Origin of the sequence: Micromonospora sp. WMMD735 (assembly GCF_049178995.1) — a bacterium.
In the GTDB taxonomy this organism is placed as follows: Bacteria; Actinomycetota; Actinomycetes; order Mycobacteriales; family Micromonosporaceae; genus Micromonospora; species Micromonospora wenchangensis.
The window spans coordinates 4,150,851-4,169,100 of the sequence record NZ_JBMHMJ010000002.1 but is presented as its reverse complement, the minus strand read 5'-3'; the positions used below and the strand labels follow the sequence as shown (position 1 = coordinate 4,169,100).

The 18,250-nt window shown below is 73.6% G+C and carries 16 protein-coding genes; 10 read left to right on the top strand and 6 right to left on the bottom strand.

Annotated elements, in window-relative coordinates; all coding sequences use genetic code 11:
• Positions 1–11 precede the first annotated feature (11 nt).
• Positions 12–1,193 (bottom strand): ABC transporter substrate-binding protein, encoded by a 1,182-nt coding sequence (locus ACN268_RS17715; protein ID WP_421484144.1) that lies wholly within the window; start codon positions 1,191–1,193, stop codon positions 12–14.
• A 437-nt stretch (positions 1,194–1,630) separates the two neighbouring features.
• Between ACN268_RS17715 and ACN268_RS17710 the strand changes: the two genes are divergently transcribed.
• From ACN268_RS17710 to ACN268_RS17695, 4 genes are all read left to right on the top strand, one after another.
• Entirely contained in the window at positions 1,631–4,924 is a 3,294-nt protein-coding gene (locus ACN268_RS17710) for a nitrate- and nitrite sensing domain-containing protein (RefSeq protein WP_421484142.1), read from the top strand.
• Positions 4,921–5,328 (top strand): roadblock/LC7 domain-containing protein, encoded by a 408-nt coding sequence (locus ACN268_RS17705; protein WP_030329975.1) that lies wholly within the window; start codon positions 4,921–4,923, stop codon positions 5,326–5,328. Before ACN268_RS17710 ends, ACN268_RS17705 begins: the two co-directional genes overlap by 4 nt.
• Positions 5,329–5,413: 85 nt before the next feature.
• Positions 5,414–5,776: a DUF742 domain-containing protein gene (locus ACN268_RS17700; protein ID WP_204924884.1), complete on the top strand. Its 363-nt coding sequence runs from the start codon at positions 5,414–5,416 to the stop codon at positions 5,774–5,776.
• Complete coding sequence (locus ACN268_RS17695) at positions 5,757–6,380, top strand: GTP-binding protein (RefSeq protein ID WP_421484141.1); 624 nt, start codon at positions 5,757–5,759, stop codon at positions 6,378–6,380. Before ACN268_RS17700 ends, ACN268_RS17695 begins: the two co-directional genes overlap by 20 nt.
• A gap of 48 nt (positions 6,381–6,428) precedes the next feature.
• On the opposite strand, the gene ACN268_RS17690 is transcribed toward ACN268_RS17695, so the two are convergent.
• Genes ACN268_RS17690 through ACN268_RS17670 form a run of 5 tightly spaced genes read right to left on the bottom strand, consistent with a single transcriptional unit; the run spans position 6,429 to position 14,023 of the window.
• Positions 6,429–7,517 carry a uroporphyrinogen-III synthase gene (locus ACN268_RS17690; RefSeq protein ID WP_088647418.1) on the bottom strand — a complete coding sequence of 363 codons (1,089 nt, stop codon included), beginning with the start codon at positions 7,515–7,517 and terminating at the stop codon, positions 6,429–6,431.
• Entirely contained in the window at positions 7,517–7,864 is a 348-nt protein-coding gene (gene nirD / locus ACN268_RS17685; protein ID WP_421484139.1) for a nitrite reductase small subunit NirD, read from the bottom strand. Before nirD ends, ACN268_RS17690 begins: the two co-directional genes overlap by 1 nt.
• The gene (gene nirB, locus ACN268_RS17680; protein WP_421484138.1) at positions 7,861–10,425 is read right to left on the bottom strand and encodes a nitrite reductase large subunit NirB; all 2,565 of its coding nucleotides are present in this window, start codon (positions 10,423–10,425) and stop codon (positions 7,861–7,863) included. The genes nirD and nirB overlap by 4 nt, the downstream gene beginning before the upstream one ends.
• A 29-nt stretch (positions 10,426–10,454) precedes the next feature.
• Positions 10,455–11,891, bottom strand: coding sequence for an FAD-dependent oxidoreductase (locus tag ACN268_RS17675; protein WP_421484136.1), 1,437 nt, complete (start codon positions 11,889–11,891; stop codon positions 10,455–10,457).
• Positions 11,888–14,023: a molybdopterin oxidoreductase family protein gene (locus ACN268_RS17670; RefSeq protein WP_421484134.1), complete on the bottom strand. Its 2,136-nt coding sequence runs from the start codon at positions 14,021–14,023 to the stop codon at positions 11,888–11,890. Before ACN268_RS17670 ends, ACN268_RS17675 begins: the two co-directional genes overlap by 4 nt.
• Positions 14,024–14,164: 141 nt before the next feature.
• Between ACN268_RS17670 and ACN268_RS17665 the strand changes: the two genes are divergently transcribed.
• The 6 genes from ACN268_RS17665 (at position 14,165) to rpsI (ending at position 18,198) form a co-directional block, all read left to right on the top strand.
• Positions 14,165–14,872: a class I SAM-dependent methyltransferase gene (locus tag ACN268_RS17665; protein WP_421484133.1), complete on the top strand. Its 708-nt coding sequence runs from the start codon at positions 14,165–14,167 to the stop codon at positions 14,870–14,872.
• Between the two features lie 72 nt (positions 14,873–14,944).
• Positions 14,945–15,202: a DUF6364 family protein gene (locus ACN268_RS17660; RefSeq protein WP_088647412.1), complete on the top strand. Its 258-nt coding sequence runs from the start codon at positions 14,945–14,947 to the stop codon at positions 15,200–15,202.
• Positions 15,180–15,485 (top strand): type II toxin-antitoxin system PemK/MazF family toxin, encoded by a 306-nt coding sequence (locus tag ACN268_RS17655; protein WP_204924891.1) that lies wholly within the window; start codon positions 15,180–15,182, stop codon positions 15,483–15,485. Before ACN268_RS17660 ends, ACN268_RS17655 begins: the two co-directional genes overlap by 23 nt.
• A 122-nt stretch (positions 15,486–15,607) precedes the next feature.
• Positions 15,608–17,050: a nitrate/nitrite transporter gene (locus ACN268_RS17650; RefSeq protein WP_421484132.1), complete on the top strand. Its 1,443-nt coding sequence runs from the start codon at positions 15,608–15,610 to the stop codon at positions 17,048–17,050.
• A 210-nt stretch (positions 17,051–17,260) separates the two neighbouring features.
• The gene (gene rplM, locus ACN268_RS17645) at positions 17,261–17,704 is read left to right on the top strand and encodes a 50S ribosomal protein L13 (protein WP_088647410.1); all 444 of its coding nucleotides are present in this window, start codon (positions 17,261–17,263) and stop codon (positions 17,702–17,704) included.
• A 20-nt stretch (positions 17,705–17,724) separates the two neighbouring features.
• Positions 17,725–18,198: a 30S ribosomal protein S9 gene (gene rpsI / locus ACN268_RS17640; protein ID WP_421484131.1), complete on the top strand. Its 474-nt coding sequence runs from the start codon at positions 17,725–17,727 to the stop codon at positions 18,196–18,198.
• The last annotated feature ends 52 nt before the right edge of the window (positions 18,199–18,250 follow it).

Genomic DNA, 18,250 nt, shown 5'->3' with positions numbered 1-18,250 from the left:
GTGCGCGGTCGTCAGCCCGCCAGCCGCCACCGGCCGCCGCGCGCGACCAGCGTGGTCAACGCCTGCGGCATCAGGCCGGAGTGGTTGTCCGGGGTCATCCGGATCGGCCCGGACAGGCCGTCGAGCTGGGACGTCTCCAGCACGTCGCGCAGGCCGTCCCGGTCGACCCTGCCGTCGGAGCCGCCGGAGCGCAGCGCCGAGTCGGCGATGAGCTGTACGGCGTCGGCGGCGAACGACGACAGCCCGTTGTAGCCACCGAACCGGGCGGTGTAGTCCTGGAACCACTGCCGACGGGCGGCCTTGGCCGGGGTGGTGGCGATGACGTCGTCGATCACCATGGTCTGCGTGAAGATCAACGTGGCCCGTTCGGTGGCCCGGCCGGAACCGCCCAGGAACAGGTCGCCGGCCGCGGCGGCGTCGAAGAAGAGCGACCCGCCGTAGCCGGACTGGTCGGCGGCGGTGGCGGCGAGGGTGGCCTGCTCCGGCGGGGTCCAGATGATCAGGGCGGCGGGGTCGCGGTTGGTCAGCCGGCGCACCGGTGCGGCCAGTTCGGTGTCGGTGGTGCGGATCGCCTCGGCGCGTACCCGCTTGATGGTGGTCTTGCCGAACTCGGCGTCCAGTGCGGTCAGGCCCTCACGCCCGTAGTCGTCGTCGCTGTGCAGGACGCCTACCTCGGTGATCCCGCGCCGCCGTAGTTCGGCGGTGAGCGCGGCGGCGCTGTCGGCCGCGTTCGGCGCGAGCTTGAACACGTACCGGCGTTCGGGGACCGGGTTGGCGACCGCACCGGACGGGGCGAGCGCGATGGTCGGGATCTTCCGCTCGTTGATGGTGCGCACGGCGTCGACGGCGCACTGGTTGCAACCGCCCATGATGATGGCGTTGACCGTGGCGTCGTTGCTGAAGTCGCCGATGTTGCGCAGCGACTCGGCGGCGTCGGAGCGGTTGTCCTTGACCACCAGCCTGATCTTCCGGTCGCCCAGGGCGCCGGACGCGTTCAACTGGTCGACCTTCAGTTCCAGGGCGCGCTGGTACGCCTTGCCGACCGGTGCGGCGACACCGGAGAGTTCGAGATCGGCGGCGATGGTGATCGGGCTGCTGTCCTTCTCTGCCGCGCCGAACGAGCAGCCGGTGAGCGTGGCGGCCAGCACGGCCGATGCGAGCGCCACGATGGTCGCGGAGCGGATGGGGCTCAACTCAGTCCTCCAGGTGCGGCGCGGGCGGGGCCCGGTCACCGCCGCTAGTCCGTCCTCAGTGGAGAAACGGGATTGTGTGCCGTACGGTGTGCGCGAAAGCCTGCAAAACCTTGCCAATGCGGGGGCGTGCGGTCAAGCGCGATGCTGACGGCGGTTTCGGGACGCGAATCTCACATTGTGGGGACATCAGATATTTACCCATGCTCACTCATCAGAGGCGAACGAACACTCTGGAGTGACATGCCCTGTTCAGGGGTGGCCTGCTCAGCAGGGAAAATGGTGACCAGACCACTGGTCGCCCGATTCCTGTCCGAACGCGGCTTCCCAAACAGGATCTTCTCTGATGAAATCGCGGCCGTGCCGCGCATGGCGCTGTCCGTCGCACCAGGCGCGGGTCGGCGGGTCAGGCGTGTGGAAGATACGACGGAGGCGATGTCGTGAGCACCGGACCGACGACCCTGCCCGAGCCAGGCGAAAACGCCGGACCCGACCGGGAGCGCCGACTGCCCCGGTTGCGGGATGCGCGCATTCGTTCCAAGCTCGCCCTCATTCTGGTCGTACCGGTCGCCGCGGTCATCGCGTTGGCAACAATCCGACTTGTTTCCACTACCGAGGGTGCTGTCGACGCGACCCAGATCCGGTCGCTGACCGCACTGTCCATCGACGTCTCCGCGCTGACGCAGGATCTGCACAAGGAACGGATGGCGGCCGCCGCCTACCTGGCGAACCCGCAGCTGCGCCCGGACGACTACAACCTGCGGGTGCGGGCCACCGGCGAGCGGATCAACGAGTACCGGGCCGAGCGGGCCGACCTCGGCGAGGTCCCGTCCGCCGTACGGGACCGGCTCAAGGTGATCGACGACCACCTGCGCACGCTCGACGCCACCCGGCAGGAGGTGCTCGACCGCCGGCAGATGCCGGTCGCCGAGGCCACCCTGCGGTACGGCGTGATCCTCACCGACCTGGTCTCGTACGGCGACACCCTGGCCCAGTTGCCCGGCCAGGAGAGCCTCGCGGACGCCCGCCGCGCGGTGGCCGCGTTCAGCCGGGCCAAGTCGTCCGTCGCCGAGGAGGAGGCGGTCGCCTACACCGCGCTGGTCGGCGGACGCCTCGACGAGGAGCAGTTCTCCTCCTTCGTGGCGACCCTGACCAGCCAGCAGGAGGCGCTGCTCGGCTTCTCCCTCGCCGCCGACCCCACCCAGCGCGCACTCGTCAACAGCGCGGTCTCCGGTGACGCCGTCGGCCTCGCCGACCGGGTGGCCGCCGACATCACCCGCTCGGTCGGTCAGCGCAGCCCGGTCAGCGCCGGTGACGCCAGCGCCGCGATCGGCGCGGTCAACGACCTGATGCGGTGGACCGAGATCCAGCTCCAGGACACCCTGCTCGCCCGCTCCGAGCAGGCCCGCAGCGACGTCATCCAGCAGGCCGTCATCGAAACGGTGCTGGTGCTGCTCACCCTCATCGTGGCGATCACCCTCGCGGTGGTGCTGGCCCGCTCGCTCAACCACTCGCTGCGCCGGCTGCGGGAGGGCGCGCTCTCGGTGGCGAACCACGACCTGCCGGACGCGGTCAAGCGGCTGCAGAACATGGGCAGCGTCGGCGACGGCGGGGTCGACGAGATCGTCCGCCAGGTACGGGACCCGATCCGGTTGACCAACCGGGACGAGGTCGGCCAGGTGGCCCTGGCGTTCAACGTCGTGCACCGGGAGGCCGTCCGGGTCGCCGCCGAGCAGGCGGCGCTGCGGACCAGCGTCTCGGCGATGTTCCTCAACCTGGCCCGACGCAGTCAGACCCTGGTCGACCGGATGATCGGCGAACTGGACGCGATCGAGCGCGGCGAGGAGGACCCGAAGCGGCTCGCCCAGCTCTTCGAGCTGGACCACCTCGCCACCCGGATGCGCCGCAACGACGAGAACCTGCTGGTCCTGGCCGGTGCCGACTCGGCCGTGCCGCGCCGCGACGACGCGCTGCTGGTCGACGTGCTGCGCGCCGCCCAGTCCGAGGTGGAGCTGTACAACCGGATCGAGTTCGGCACCGTCGACACCGACATCTCGGTCGCCGCCCATGCCGTCAACGACGTGGTACGGCTCGTCGCCGAGCTGCTGGACAACGCCACCCGCTTCTCGCCGCCCACCACCACGGTGGTCGCCGACGGCCGGCGCATCCGCGACTACGTGCTGATCCAGATCGAGGACCGCGGTCTCGGCCTCACCGACGAGCAGCTCGAATCGCTCAACCGCCGCCTCGCCGCCCCGCCGACGGTGGACGTGGCCGCCTTCCGGCTCATGGGTCTCGCCGTGGTCAGCCGGCTCGCCAGCCGGTACAGCATCCGGGTGGAGCTGCGCCGCAACGTCGAGGGCGGCACCGTCGCCCAGGTGACGCTGCCCAACGCCACCGTGGTGCTTCCCGCCCACCGGGGTCGGGACCAGGCGATCAGCCGGCCCCGTCAGCCGCTGGCGGTCGAGCAGCCGCCCGCCTCCGCCGGGATCGGCGGTGCCCTCAACGGGGCCCGCAGCGCGTCGGCGACCCTGACCGACCAGTGGCGCAACACCCCGCCGGCCCCGGCACCCTGGCAGCCGCCGGTGGACGCCCGGGACACCGCCCCCGCCGTGCAGTTCGGCGGGCCGGTCTCCGCCCCGCCGTTCGCCCCGGCCTCCACCCCGGCGACCGCCGACTCCGGATTCAACGCGTTCTCGGCCGGCAGCCCCACGGTGGCGAACCCGACCATCGACCCGCTGCCACGGCGGGCCGCGCCGGGCGAGCCCGCCCCGGTGCTGCCGACCGGCCCGGTCGCCGGTGCCGCACCGCACCCGACCGAGTCCTACGGCGCGGGGGCCATGCCGTACGCGGGGGCACCGGCCGCGACCCCGTACGCGGGGGCACCGGCCGCGACCCCGTACGCGGGGGCACCGGCGGCGACCCCGTACGCGGGAGCACCGGCGGCGACCCCGTTCGCCCCGGCCGCCGCCGCGTCGTTCGCCCCGGCCGCCCCGCCGGCCGCGTACGCCGCCCCCGCCGCACAGCCGTACACCGCGCCGGCCACCTCGTACGCCCCGCCGGCCCCGTCGACGCCGGTGGTGGCCCGCCCGGACCGGCCGGCCGACTCGCCGATCTTCCGGGAGATGGAGGCGGTGTGGTTCCGGTCCCACGGGGACGACGCCACCGCGATCTTCACCCGGCCCCGGTTCGACGAGGAGCCGCCGGCCGCCCCGGCCCGCCCGAACGGCGCGACCACGCCGGCGCGCCCGCCGCTGCCCACCCGGGTGCCGACCGCACCGACCGCCGCCGGCACGCCGACCGTGACGCCCGCCGCCCCGGAAGCGCCGGCCGCGCCCGGTCCGGTGCCGCCCGCCGCGACCGGTCCGGTGCCGCCGGCCGCCACCGCGTCGCCGACACACGGCACACCTCCGCCGGCCGCCCCCGAGGCACCGGCGACCCCCCCGGCCACCGACGCCGACGCGTGGCGGACGGCGGCCGACGAGGGCTGGACCAGGGCCAGCCAGGCGGCCGAACCGGCCAACGCCGGCACCACCCGGTCCGGCCTGCCCAAGCGGGTGCCCCAGGCGCAGCTCGTGCCCGGCGGGATCGAGCCGAAGAGCGGCCGGGACCGCAGCCGCCGTACCCCCGACGAAGTACGCGGCCTGCTCTCGGCCTACCACCGCGGTGTCCAGCGCGGTCGCACGGCGGGCGCGGACCTCAACAGCACCTCGACCAAGGAGACGAACCGATGAACAGGCCAGCTGCCATGCAGGACATGGGTTGGCTGCTCACCAACTTCGCCGACAGCGTGGCGGGTATCGCCCACGTGGTGGCGGTGTCCGCGGACGGGCTGCTGCTCGCCTCCTCGCGGGACCTGCCCGCCGACCGGGCCGACCAGCTCGCGGCGATCACCTCCGGCGTGGTGAGTCTGACCGAGGGTGCCGCCCGGATGTTCAGCGCTGGCGGGGTGCTGCAGACAGTGATCGAGATGGACAGCGGCTACCTGTTCCTGATGTCGATCAGCGACGGCTCGTCCATGGCGGTGCTCGCCGCCCGCAGCTGTGACGTGGGTCAGGTCGGCTACGAGATGGCGCTGCTGGTCGAGCGGGTGGGCGCGGCGCTGGTGCCGCTGCCGCGGGACGCCGTGCGCTCGTAGCCACGGCGGGGCCGGGCGCGACCGCGTCCGGCCCGAGTGACGAAGCATCCGGGCCCGGACCCGGGCGGGAGGAGGTGATCGAGGGATGGACCCCCGGCGGGACCCACGTGGAGCGCTGGTACGTCCGTACGCGGTCACCCGGGGCCGCACCGAACCGAGCCGGGACATCGCGCTGGAGGCGGTGCTCAGCTCCAACGCGACCCAGGTGGCCGAGTCCCGCTTCGCCGGGCACGACAAATACCGCATCGCCACCGTCTGCGAGGGACGGGCGCAGTCGCTGGCGGAGATCGCCGCGTACACCCGGATGCCGCTGGGCGTCACCCGGGTGCTGGTCGCCGACCTGGTCGCCGACGGTCTGCTCACGCTACACACTGCCGCTCCCGCCGAGGGGTTCGAGGAGCGAATGGAAATCCTTGGAAGGGTGCTAAGTGGACTTCGCAGGCTATGACCCCGCCGGGTCGCGCCAGAGCCGGGGAATCGTCTCCGCGAAGATCGTGGTCGCGGGCGGCTTCGGCGTGGGCAAGACGACCCTGGTCGGGGCGATCTCCGAGATCACGCCGCTGACCACAGAGGCGCTGATGACCGCCGCCGGTGTCGGCATCGACGACCCGTCGAAGGTGCCCGGCAAGGAGACCACCACGGTCGCCATGGACTTCGGCCGGATCACCATGGCGCAGGACCTGATCCTGTACCTGTTCGGCACCCCCGGCCAGACCCGGTTCTGGTTCATGTGGGACGAGATCATCCGGGGTGCGGTGGGTGCCGCCGTCCTGGTGGACACCCGCCGGATCACCGACGCCTTCGCCCCGCTGGACTACTTCGAGAACCGCAACCTGCCGTACGTGGTGGCGCTGAACCGGTTCGACGGCGCGGACCTGTACGAGCCGGAGGAGGTCCGGGAGGCGCTGGCCATCTCGGCGGACGTGCCGCTGGTGATGTGCGACGCCCGGGACCGCGAGTCGGTCAAGCAGGTGCTGGTGACGGTGGTGGAACACGCCATGATCCGGCTCCAGGCCGAGCACGGACGGGGTTTCCCCACCCCGGTGGGCTGAGCCCGACCCGGCCCGCCCCGCCGCGTGACGGTGGGGCGGGCAACCGGATCACTCCACCCGGAGCCGGTAGCCGCGCTTGACCACGGTCTGCACCACCCGGGGTGCGCGCAGTCCCACCCGCAGCCGGGCGACCGCCATCTCCACCGCGTGCTCGTCGGCCCCCCGGGGCAGCGTGCGCAGCAGTTCCGTCCGGGACAGCACCCGGCCGGGCCGGGTGGCCAGGGCCCGCAGCACCGCCATCGGGGCGGGGGCCAGCGGACGCAGTTCCCCGTCGATGACGGCGGCGTGCCCGCGCAGGGTCAGCAGGTGCCCGGCCGCCTTCACGGTGACGGTACGGCGGGGCAGCTCGTCCACGATGGTGCGGACCAGCGCGCCGAGCCGGGCGCGGCTCGGCGCGCTGACCGGCACCCCCCGCCGGACCAGGGGTTCGGCGGTCACCGCGCCGACACAGCTGACCAGGACGTCCCCGCGCAACGCGGCAAGCACCGTCTCGGTCCGGTCCCCGGCGGCCCGCAGCAGCGCCTCCGCCGCCGGGGCGGAGGTGAAGGTGACGGCGTCGACCAGGCGGCCGGCGACCAGGTCGATCAGCCGGTGCAGCGGGGCCGGGTCGGTCGGTGGGGCCCACCGGTAGACGGGCACCTCGATCACGGTGGCGCCGGCGGCCTCCAGTGCCTCGGTGCACTCCGGCTGCCGGTCGCCGTGCAGTTGCATGGCGATCACCTGCCCGGCCACGCCGCGCCGGCACAGGTGCTCCACCACCTCCTCGCAGCTCTCCGAGGCCGGCGACCACTGGTCGTGCAGGCCGGCGGCGCGGATCGCCCCCCGCGCCTTGGGGCCCCGGGCCACCACGTAGGCCCGGGACAGCACGCTCTTCAGCGGCTCGGCCAACCCCCAGCCCTCGGCCGCCTCCAGCCAGCCGCGCATGCCGATGCCGGTGTTGGCCATCAGCACGTCCGGCGGGCGGTCCAGGCAGGCCCGGGTGGCGTCCCGCAGGTCGGTGTCGTCGGCCAGCGGCACGATCCGCAGGGCCGGGGCGAGCACCACCCGGGCACCGCGCCGTTCCAGCAACGCGGCCAGTTCGTCGCGTCGCCGGTCGGCGGTCACCCCGATGGTGAAGCCGGCCAGTTCGTCCCGCATCACTCCTCCTGTCGCAGCCGCACCTCGACCAGGCCGTCCCGGCAGCGGACGTCGTACCGGGGCAGGGTCACCCCGGGCAGGTCCAGGCAGAGCCCGGTTCGCAGGTCGTACACCTGCTTGTGCAGGGGGGAGGCGACGGTGGGCACCCCGCCCCGGCTGCCGACGATGCCCCGCGACATCACGTATGCGCCGCTGAGCGGGTCGCGATTGTCCACGGCGAACAGTTCGTCGTCGATCCGGAAGATCGCCACCTGGACGCCGTCGACGAGGGCGGCGACGCCCCGTTCGGCCTCCAGCCGGTCCAGCGGGCAGACCGGGGTCCAGTCGACGGTGACGGTGTCGCTCATCGCCGCACCTCCGGCAGGCCGAGGGCGACCGGCTGGCGACGGCGGGCGGGTGCCCCGTCGGGTGGTGCGCTCGCGTCCGGTGGGACGGCGGTGGGTCGGGTGTCGCGCGTCGGCACCGGCTGGCCGCGTTCCACCGCGAAGGTGATCGACGGGTCCGGTACGTCGGGGGCGTTGACGAACGAGGTGAACCGGCGCAGCCGGTCGGGGTCGTCGAGCACGTCGCGCCACTCGTCGGAGTAGGAGGTGACGTGCCGGGCCATCGCCGCGTCGAGTTCGGCGCAGAGCCCGAGCGAGTCGTCGACGATCACCGAGCGCAGGTGTTCGAGGCCGCCGTCCATCGCCTCGATCCAGGCGGAGGTGCGTTGCAGCCGGTCGGCGGTGCGGACGTAGAACATCAGGAACCTGTCGATCAGCGTGATCAGTTCCTCGGTGGTCAGGTCGGTGGCGAACAGGTCGGCGTGCCGGGGCCGGAAGCCGCCGTTGCCGCCGAGGTAGAGGTTCCAGCCGGTGTCGGTGGCGATGATGCCGAAGTCCTTGCTGCGCGCCTCGGCGCACTCCCGGGCGCAGCCGGAGACGGCGGACTTGAGCTTGTGCGGGGCGCGCAGTCCCCGGTAACGCAGTTCCAGCGCGACGGCCAGGCCGACCGAGTCCTGCACCCCGTACCGGCACCAGGTCTCGCCGACGCAGGACTTCACCGTGCGCAGCGCCTTGCCGTACGCGTGGCCGGACTCGAAGCCGGCGTCGACCAGCCGCCGCCAGATCAGCGGGAGCTGCTCGACCCGCGCGCCGAACAGGTCGATGCGCTGCCCGCCGGTGATCTTGGTGTAGAGCTGGAAGTCGCGGGCCACCTCACCGATCACGATCAGCTTGTCCGGGGTGATCTCGCCGCCCGGGATCCGGGGCACCACCGAGTAGCTGCCGTCGCGTTGCAGGTTGGCCAGGAAGTGGTCGTTGGTGTCCTGCAGCGACGCCTGCTCGCCGTCGAGCACGTGCCCGGTGCCCAGCGAGGCGAGGATCGAGGCCACCACCGGCTTGCAGACGTCGCAGCCCCGGCCCCGGCCGTGCTCGGCGACGAGCTGCGAGAACGTCCGGATGCCGCGCACCCGGACGATGTCGAACAGCTCCTGCCGGCTGGCGTCGAAGTGCTCGCAGAGGGCGGTGGACTGCTGCACCCCGGCCGCGTCCAGCAACTGCTTGAGCATCGGCACGCAGGAGCCGCAGCTCGTCCCGGCCCGGGTGCACGCCTTCAACGCCGGCACGTCGCACGCCCCACCGGCGATCGCCGCGTCGATGTCGTCACGGGTCACCGCGTTGCACGAGCAGACCTGCGCCGCGCCGGGCAGCGCGGTCACCCCGCCGCCGCCCTCGCCGGCCGGGGCGAGCAGCGCCAGCGGGGGAGCGGGCAGCGGCCCGCCGACGCTGGCCCGCAGCGTCGGGTAGGCGGTCGCGTCCCCGACCAGCACCCCGCCGAGCAGCGTCCGCGCGTCGTCGGAGAGGACCAGCTTCGCGTACGAGCGGGTGGCCGGGTCGGTGAACGTGACGTCCAGGCAGCCCGGGGTGGTGCCGTGGGCGTCACCGAACGAGGCCACGTCGACGCCGAGCAGCTTGAGTTTCGTGGCGCTGTCCGCGCCGGGGAAGGTGGCCGCGCCACCGAGCAGCCGGTCGGCCACCACCTCTGCCATCGCGTACCCGGGGGCGACCAGACCGTGGCAGGTGCCGTCGACGGCGGCGCACTCGCCGACCGCCCAGATCCGCTCGTCGTCGCTGCGGCAGGCCGCGTCGACCAGCACCCCGCCGCGTGGGCCGAGGGCCAGGCCGGCGGCGCGGGCCAGCTCGTCGCGCGGCCGGATGCCGGCGGCCACCACGACCAGGTCGGCGTCGACCGTGCCGCCGTCGGAGAGGTCCAGGGCGGCGACCGTGCCGGCCGGGCCGGGCCGCAGCGCGGTGGTGCCCACCCCGAGGTGGGTGGTGACGCCCAGCTCCTCGACGTAGCGGCGCAGCATCGCCCCGCCCGCCTCGTCGACCTGCACCGGCATCAGCCGGGGTGCGAACTCCACCACGTGGGTCCGCAGCCCCAGCAGGCGCAGCGCGTTGGCGGCCTCCAGCCCGAGCAGGCCACCGCCGATGACCGCCCCGGTCGACCGGCCCCGGGCGTGCTCCCGGATCGCCTCCAGGTCGTCCAGGGTGCGGTAGACGAAGACGCCGGGCAGGTCGGTGCCGGCCACCGGCGGGACGAACGGGTACGACCCGGTGGCCAGCACCAGCGCGTCGTACGGGTGCTCCCCGGTCGCGGTGGTCACCACCCGCCGGTCCCGGTCGATCCCGGTGACCGGCTCGCCGAGGCGCAGCTCCACCCCCTCGTCGGGGGTGTGCAGGTTCAGTTCCTCGGCGGTGACCCCGTCGAAGAACGCGGACAGTCGGACCCGGTCGTACGCCGGGCGGGATTCTTCGGCGAGCACCGTCACCTGCCAGCGCCGGTCGTGGTCGCGGGCGCGCAGCGCCTCGACGAACCGCTGGCCGACCATGCCGTTGCCGACGACGACCAAACGTCCACCGGTCATCGGGTCACCTCCTCGTGGTGTCATCACGGTCATCGGGTCGTCCCCACCGAGTCCACCTCGGACAGCCAGTCGACGATGCCGCCGACGGCCTGCCGGCAGCCACCGCAGCCGGTTCCGGCCCGGGTCGCGGCGACCACCTCGTCGACCGTCCGGGCGCCGGCCCGCCAGCAGCGGACCAGGGTGCCCTTGTCGACGTCGTTGCACTGGCAGACGGTTGCCGCGTCCGGCATCAGCGCCGGGGACGCGGCGGGTGTCGCGGGGGCGTTGCCGATCGACCGGCCGAGCAGCAGTGCCCGCCGGTCGGCGGGGACCGGGGCACCCCGGTCGAAGAGCTGGACCACCGTGCCGACCGCCGGGTTGTCGCCGAGCAGGATCGCGCCGGTGAGCCGGTCGTGGTGGATGCGTATCCGGGCGTACGTCCCCCGGGCAGGGTCGGCGAAGGTCAGTTCCTCGCCGGGGCCACCGGCCGGGTCGCCCATCGCGGCCAGGTCGATCCCGGCGGCCTTGAGCCGGGTGACCACCGGCCGGGGCCGGTAGCGGGCGGCGGGGTCCTCGCCGGTGAGCAGCCGGGCCACCACCCGGGCCTGCGCCCAGGCGGGCGCGACCAGCCCGGTCGGGCCCTGGCCGGGCGGACGGGCGCAGTCGCCGATCGCCGAGATCGCCTCGTCCGCGGTGCGCAGCCGGTCGTCGACCAGCACCCCCCGGTCGGCGGCCAGCCCGGCGGCGGCGGCCAGGTCGGTGTCGGGGCGGACCCCGCAGGAGAGCACCAGCAGGTCGGCGTGCAGGGCGGTGCCGTCGGCCAGGTCGAGCCGGACCCCGTCGGGGTCGGTGGCCAGCCCGGTCGCCGGCACCCCCAGCCGGGTGGCCACGCCGAGCCCGGCCAGCGTGCCGGCGAGCACCGCGCCGGCGGTCGGGTCGAGCTGCCGCTCCATCAGGTACGGGTGGGGGTGGACCACGGTCACCGCGAGCCCCCGGGCGGCCAGCCCGCGCGCCGCCTCCAGGCCGAGCAGCCCTCCGCCGAGCACCAGCGCGGTGCGCGCCGACCGGGCGGTGGCGAGGATGCGGCGGCAGTCGGCCAGGGTGCGGAAGACGGCCACCCGGGGCGGCAGGGCGGCGGGGTCGAGGCCGGCCAGCGGGGGCACCACGGCCCGGCTGCCGGTGGCGAGGACCAGGTGGTCGTAGTCGAGGTCGCCGTCGGGGGTGCGCACCGTGCGGGCCGCCCGGTCGATCGCGGTGACCGGCGCGCCGGTCCGCACGTCGGTGCCCTGCCCGGCGACCTCGGCCAGCTCCACGTCGGGCTCGTCGACCTTGCCCGCCAGCAGGGTGGAGAGCATGATCCGGTTGTACGCCCGGTGCGGTTCCGCCCCGAGCACGGTGACCTTGCGGTCCCCGTTGCGGGCGTGCAGTTCGGTGGCGAGCCGGGCACCGGCCATGCCGTACCCGACGATCACGATGTGGCCGGTCATGCCCGCTCCACCCGGACCGCGCAGATCTTGAACTCGGGCATCCCGGAGACCGGGTCGAGGGCGTCGTTGGTGACCGAGTTGGCGCGGGCCGCCCCGGGCCAGTGGAACGGGGCGAAGACGGTGTCCGGCCGGATGGTCGGGCTGAGCCGGGCCGGTGCCCGCAGCTCACCCCGGCGGGAGGCGACCCGTACCTCGTCGCCGTCGCCGACGCCGAGCCGGGCGGCCAGGTCGGGGTGCAGCTCGACGAAGCCGTGCGGGGCGGCCCGGCGCAGCGCGTCGACCCGCCGGGTCTGCGTGCCGGACTGGTACTGGGCGAGCACCCGCCCGGTGGTGAAGTGCAGCGGATAGTCGGCGCAGACCGGCTCGGCCGCCGGCCGGTGCCGTACGGCGTGGAACCGGGCCCGGCCGGTCGGGGTGGGGAACGTGTCGGCGAAGAGCCGGGGGGAGTCCGGGCCGTCCGGGTCGGGGCACGGCCAGAAGACCCCGTCGGCGGATTCGATCCGCTCCCAGCTCACCCCGGCGTAGTCGGCGACGCCACCGGCGGAGGCCCGGCGCAGCTCGGCGAAGACGACCCTCGGGTCGGTGGGGAAGCGGTCCGGGGCGGGGCCGGTCGGCTCCGGGCCGGGGGCGTCGAGGCGGGCCGCGAGGTCGGCGAGGACCGTCAGGTCGGTGCGGACGCCGGGCGGCGGTCGGCGCAGCGCGCGGCGGCGCAGCACCCGACCCTCCAGATTGGTCATCGTGCCGTCCTCCTCGGCCCACTGGGCCACCGGGAGCACCACGTCGGCCAGTTCGGCCGTCTCGGAGCGCAGGAAATCGGCCACCACCAGCAGGTCCAGCCCGCGCAGCCGGGCCTCGACCCGGGCGGCCCGGGGTGCGGAGACCACCGGGTTGGAGCCGAAGACCAGCAGCGCGCGGGGGCCGTCGGGGGTGCCGAGCGAATCGAGCAGCTGGTAGGCGGGCACCCCGGGGCCGGGCAGCTCGGCCGGGTCGACGCCCCAGACCCCGGCGACGTGGGCGCGGGCGGCCGGATCGTCGATCTTCCGGTACCCGGGGAGCTGGTCGGACTTCTGGCCGTGCTCGCGGCCACCCTGGCCGTTGCCCTGACCGGTGAGGCAGCCGTACCCGGAGTGGGGGCGGCCGGGCAGACCGAGGGCGAGGGCGAGGTTGACGTAGGCGCTGACCGTGTCGACGCCCTTGGCGTGCTGTTCGGCGCCCCGGGCGGTGAGGATCATCGCCGAACCGGCGGTGCCGAGCGCGCGGGCGGTCGCCTCCAGGTCGGCCACCGGCACCCCGGAGAGCCGTTCCACCTCGGCCGGCCAGTACTCGGCGACGGTCCGGCGTACCGCGTCGAAGCCCTCGGTGCGGGCGGCGACGTACTCCCGGTCGATCAGCCCTTCGGTGAGCGCGATGTGCAGCAGCGCGTTGGCGACCGCGAGATCGGTGCCGGGCAGCGGTTGCAGGTGCAGGTCGGCCTGGCGGGCGGTGGCGGTGAGCCGGGGGTCGACCACGATCAGCCGGCCGCCCCGGGCCCGCTGGTCGGTCACGTGCCGCATCAGTGGCGGCATGGTCTCGGCCGGGTTCGCCCCGACCAGCAGCAGGGTGTCGGTGCGGCCCAGGTCGGTCAGCGGGAACGGCAACCCCCGGTCGACGCCGAAGGCGCGCAGCCCGGCCGCCGCGGCCGAGGACATGCACCACCGGCCGTTGTAGTCGATGTGCCGGGTCCGCAGCGCCACCCGGGCGAATTTGCCCAGGGCGTACGCCTTCTCGTTGGTGAGCCCGCCACCGCCGAAGACGGCGACCGCGTCCCGCCCGTGGGCCCGCTGGACGGTGCGCAGCCCGTCGACGATCCGGTCCAGCGCGGCCGCCCAGCTCGCCGGGCGCAGCGTGCCGGACGGATCGCGGACCAGCGGGGTGGTCAACCGGTCGGGGTGGTCGAGCAGGTCGGCGGCGGTCCAGCCCTTCTGGCACAGCCCGCCGCGGTTGGTGGGGAACTGTCGGGGCTGGACATCGATCCGGCCGTCGTCGGTGTCCCGCAGGACCATGCCGCACTGAAGGGCGCAGTACGGGCAGTGCGTTTCGGCCTCCCGGGGTGGCTGCCCCGTTCGTGTCGCGGCGCGTGCACCGTCTGTCATGTCCGCAAAGCGTGCCGCCGGCCGGTTTCCGACCGGGGTCCCTTCTGTTTCGGTCCTGTCAAGAGCGGTTCACACCGCACGGGGGCACCGGACCGGACGGTGGGGTCTATAATATGAGACAACTTTCCTAATATGTGAGAGGTGTGGATCGTGGACGTGACGGCGGCCTTCGATGCGGTGGCGGGCTCCTACGATCAGGCCCGCCGCCGGCTCGTCCCCTGCTTCGACGACTTCTACGGCACCGCCGTCGAGGTGGCGGCCCCACCGCTGCGGGCCGCGCTCGCCGCCGGTCGTACCCCCGAGGTGCTCGACCTGGGCGCCGGCACCGGGCTGTTCTCGCTGCTGCTCACCGCGGCGCTGCCCGGGGTGCGGGTGACCCTGGTCGACGGGGCGGCGCGGATGCTCGCGGTGGCCGCCGACGGCCTGACCGCCCGGGGGGTGGCGCACCGCACCGTCGTGGCCGACCTGGCCGACCCGCTGCCCGTCGGCCGGTACGACGCGGTGGTCTCCGCCCTGGCCGTGCACCACCTCGACGACGGCGGCAAACGCGCCCTCTACCGGCGGGCGGCCGACGCGCTCGTCCCCGGCGGGGTGTTCGTCAACGCCGAGCAGGTGGCCGGCCCCACCCCGACCCTGGACCGTCGGTACGACGACGTCTGGCTGGCGCAGACCGCCGCCCGGGGCTCCGACGCCGACGAGATCGCCGCCGCCCGGGAGCGGATGCGGCACGACCGTCCGGCGTCGGTGGCCGACCAGTGCCGGTGGCTGGCCGACGCCGGCCTGGTCGACGTGGACTGCTTCTACAAGGCGTGGCGGTTCGCCGTCTTCGGCGGGCACCGCCCGGCCTGACCCTGGCCGTCGCGGGCGGCGGTCGGGAGGACGGGGATGACCGACGGTCATACCGGGGGTAGGATCGGCGGCATGACTGCCAAGGTGACCCTCTCGTTCTCGGACGAGACGATCGAGGAGGCCCGCCGGTTCGCCAAGCGGGAGGGGCTGTCCCTCTCCGCCTGGATGGACCAGGCCGCCCGGGAGAAGGCCCTGCGGGAGGTCTTCACCGCACACGCCGAGGCGGTCGGCCGGGCCGGGCTCGACCTGGAGTCCGCCGCCCTCGCCGACGCCAGCGAGGTGGGGATGGTCGCCGACGTGCTCTTCGGTGGTCGCCCGCGTGCTGCGTAGGGGAGAGGTCTGGCGCATCGAGGGCGCCCGGGAACGGCTCGGCCTGGTGATCAGCTCCGACGTCTACAACTCCACCGACGTGCCGATCGTGATCGTCGCCGAGGTGGTCGAGACCGCGCTGCTGCGGGACTCCCCGCTCGCCGTTCCGATGGGCGGCAACGTGGTCATGCCCGACCGGCTGTCCGCGCCGATGAAGAAGTGGTTCACCGAGTGCGTGGACATCGCCGACACCGAGACCATGCAGCGGGTGAACCGCGCGCTGCGCATCCTCCAGGAACTCTGACCACCTCACGGCAGGTCGCCGGGCGACGTGCGGTTCCCGTTTCCGGAACGACCCAACCGGGCCACCACCGGGAAACCGGCCCTGCCTAGCATCCCTCTTCACATCGATGAGGAGGAATCGCCGTGAGTACGCTCGCCAGCAGCAGCAACTCCGCCGTCGACCCGGCGGGCGCCGTCGACGCGCCGCCGGAGGTCGATCCGTCCACCGCCGTCGAGCAGCCGACCGCCCGGGGCGCCGGACGCCGGCACCGGCTCGACGACTGGCGGCCCGAGGACCCCACCTTCTGGCGGACGACCGGAGCGCCGATCGCCCGCCGTAACCTCTGGGTGTCGATCTTCGCCGAGCACGTCGGTTTCTCGGTGTGGAGCCTCTGGTCGGTCACCGTGCTCTTCCTCGGCCCGGCGTACGGGATCGACCCGGCGGGCAAGTTCCTGCTCACCGCCGTGCCGGCCGCGCTGGGCGCGGTGCTGCGGCTGCCGTACACCCTGGCCGTGGCCCGCTTCGGCGGGCGGAACTGGACCATCGTCAGCGCGCTGCTGCTGCTCGTGCCGGCGGTGCCGATGACGGTGCTGCTGGAGCCGGGGGTGTCCTACACCACGCTGATGGTGCTGGCCTGCCTGACCGGGGTCGGCGGCGGCAACTTCGCCTCGTCGATGGCCAACATCAACCTGTTCTTCCCCGACCGGCTCAAGGGCCGCGCGCTCGGGCTCAACGCCGGCGGCGGCAACCTCGGCGTACCGGCGGTGCAACTGGTCGGGCTCGCGGTGCTGGCCACCGCCGGGGCCGCGTACCCCCGGCTGGTGCCGGCGGTCTACCTGCCGCTGATCGTGCTGGCCGCGCTCGCCGCCGCCCGCTGGCTGGACAACATCCCGGACGCCCACAACGAGCCCGGCGCGCTGCGCGAGGCCGCCCGCGACCGGCACACCTGGGTGATGTCCCTGCTGTACGTGGGCACCTTCGGCTCCTTCATCGGCTTCGGCTTCGCCTTCGGCCAGGTGCTCCAGCTCCAGTTCGCCGAGCGCTTCCCCACCCCGGTCGACGCGGCCTGGCTGACCTTCCTCGGACCACTGATCGGTTCGCTGATCCGGCCCGTCGGCGGGCAGCTCGCCGACCGGCTCGGCGGGGCCCGGGTGACCTTCTGGAACTTCGTCGCGATGGCCGTCGGCGCCAGCCTGGTGCTCTTCGCCGCCCGGGAGCGGTCGTTCCCGCTCTACCTGACCGGGTTCCTGTCGCTGTTCGTCTTCTCCGGCATCGGCAACGGCTCCACGTACAAGATGATCCCGGCGATCTTCCGGGCCCGCGCGACGGCCGAGGCGGAACTGACCGGTGACCCGGTCGCCGCGCAGCGCCGGGCCCGGCGGCTCTCCGGGGCGCTGATCGGCATCGCCGGAGCGGTCGGTGCCTCGGGCGGGGTGCTGGTGAACGTCGCCTTCCGGCAGTCCTTCCTCACCTCCGGCAACGCCGAGGCCGCCTATCTGGCCTTCATCGGGTGGTACGCGCTCTGCTTCGCGGTGACCTGGACGGTCTACCTGCGGCCCGGCTCGGGCAGGCTCACCGGGGTGTGACCCTGGTCATGCGGGAAACCGCAGGCCACACCGGTCTACCCCCCGTTTTGACCAGCTGACGGGGCGGCGGGTATCGTTGCCTGCTGTTGTACGACATCCAGAGGCGTGCCGCTCAGGTACGCTTGGTCGTTCGTGCGCGCTGGTCCGGCCGGGAAGCCTCTGGTCACCTCGGCGCGCGACCCCAGACCGACGACGAGACAAGGTAGACCTGTGCGTACGTACAGCCCGAAGCCGGGTGAGATCGAGCGTCAGTGGCACGTTATCGACGCCTCTGATGTCGTGCTGGGCCGCCTGGCCACCCACGCCGCCACGCTGCTGCGCGGCAAGCACAAGCCGACTTTCGCGCCGCACGTCGACACGGGCGACTTCGTCGTCATCGTGAACGCGGGCAAGGTGGCGCTGACCGGCAACAAGCGGCAGACCAAGGTCGCCTACCGGCACTCCGGTTACCCGGGCGGCCTCAAGCAGGTCGGCTACGAGGAGCTGCTGACCAAGCGGCCCGAGCGGGCGATCGAGCTGGCCGTGAAGGGCATGCTCCCGCACAACAAGCTGGGCCGTCAGCTGATCAAGAAGCTGAAGGTCTACGCCGGCGCCGAGCACCCGCACCTGGCGCAGCAGCCGGTGCCGTTCGAGATCAAGCAGATCGCGCAGTGAGCGAGGGCGAAGGAAACAGCATGACCGACATCACCGAGACCGAGGTTGCCGCGGAAGCCCCCGAGGCCACCGAGGCGCCCGCGCCCGTCGCCCGCGCGCCGCGTGGTGACCGCCCGATCCAGACCGTCGGCCGCCGCAAGGAGGCCATCGTCCGGGTCCGCATCGTCCCCGGCAGCGGCAAGATCACCTGCAACGGCCGCGACCTCGAGGCCTACTTCCCGAGCAAGGTGCACCAGCAGCTCATCAAGGACCCGCTGGTCACCGCCGAGAAGCCCGAGGCGTTCGACGTCATCGCCAACCTGCGTGGCGGCGGCACCACCGGCCAGGCCGGTGCGCTGCGGCTGGCCATCGCCCGCGCGCTGATCGTCAACGAGCCGGACGACCGCCCGGCCCTGAAGAAGGCCGGCTTCCTCACCCGGGACGCCCGGGTCAAGGAGAGCAAGAAGTACGGTCTCAAGAAGGCCCGTAAGGCACCCCAGTACTCGAAGCGCTGATCACCGACAGCGCGTTGTACTTCTGACGGACGGCCGGGTCCGCCTCCCCCAG

Bases quoted from the DNA above. Each gene is read 5' to 3' on its own strand.
- ACN268_RS17705 (WP_030329975.1), top strand. From the start codon at position 4,921: ATGAACAGGCCAGCTGCCATGCAGGACATGGGTTGGCTGCTCACCAAC.
- ACN268_RS17700 (WP_204924884.1), top strand. From the start codon at position 5,414: ATGGACCCCCGGCGGGACCCACGTGGAGCGCTGGTACGTCCGTACGCG.
- ACN268_RS17690 (WP_088647418.1), bottom strand. From the start codon at position 7,517: ATGCGGGACGAACTGGCCGGCTTCACCATCGGGGTGACCGCCGACCGG.
- nirD (WP_421484139.1), bottom strand. From the start codon at position 7,864: ATGAGCGACACCGTCACCGTCGACTGGACCCCGGTCTGCCCGCTGGAC.
- nirB (WP_421484138.1), bottom strand. From the start codon at position 10,425: ATGACCGGTGGACGTTTGGTCGTCGTCGGCAACGGCATGGTCGGCCAG.
- ACN268_RS17675 (WP_421484136.1), bottom strand. From the start codon at position 11,891: ATGACCGGCCACATCGTGATCGTCGGGTACGGCATGGCCGGTGCCCGG.
- ACN268_RS17670 (WP_421484134.1), bottom strand. From the start codon at position 14,023: ATGACAGACGGTGCACGCGCCGCGACACGAACGGGGCAGCCACCCCGG.
- ACN268_RS17660 (WP_088647412.1), top strand. From the start codon at position 14,945: ATGACTGCCAAGGTGACCCTCTCGTTCTCGGACGAGACGATCGAGGAG.
- rpsI (WP_421484131.1), top strand. From the start codon at position 17,725: ATGACCGACATCACCGAGACCGAGGTTGCCGCGGAAGCCCCCGAGGCC.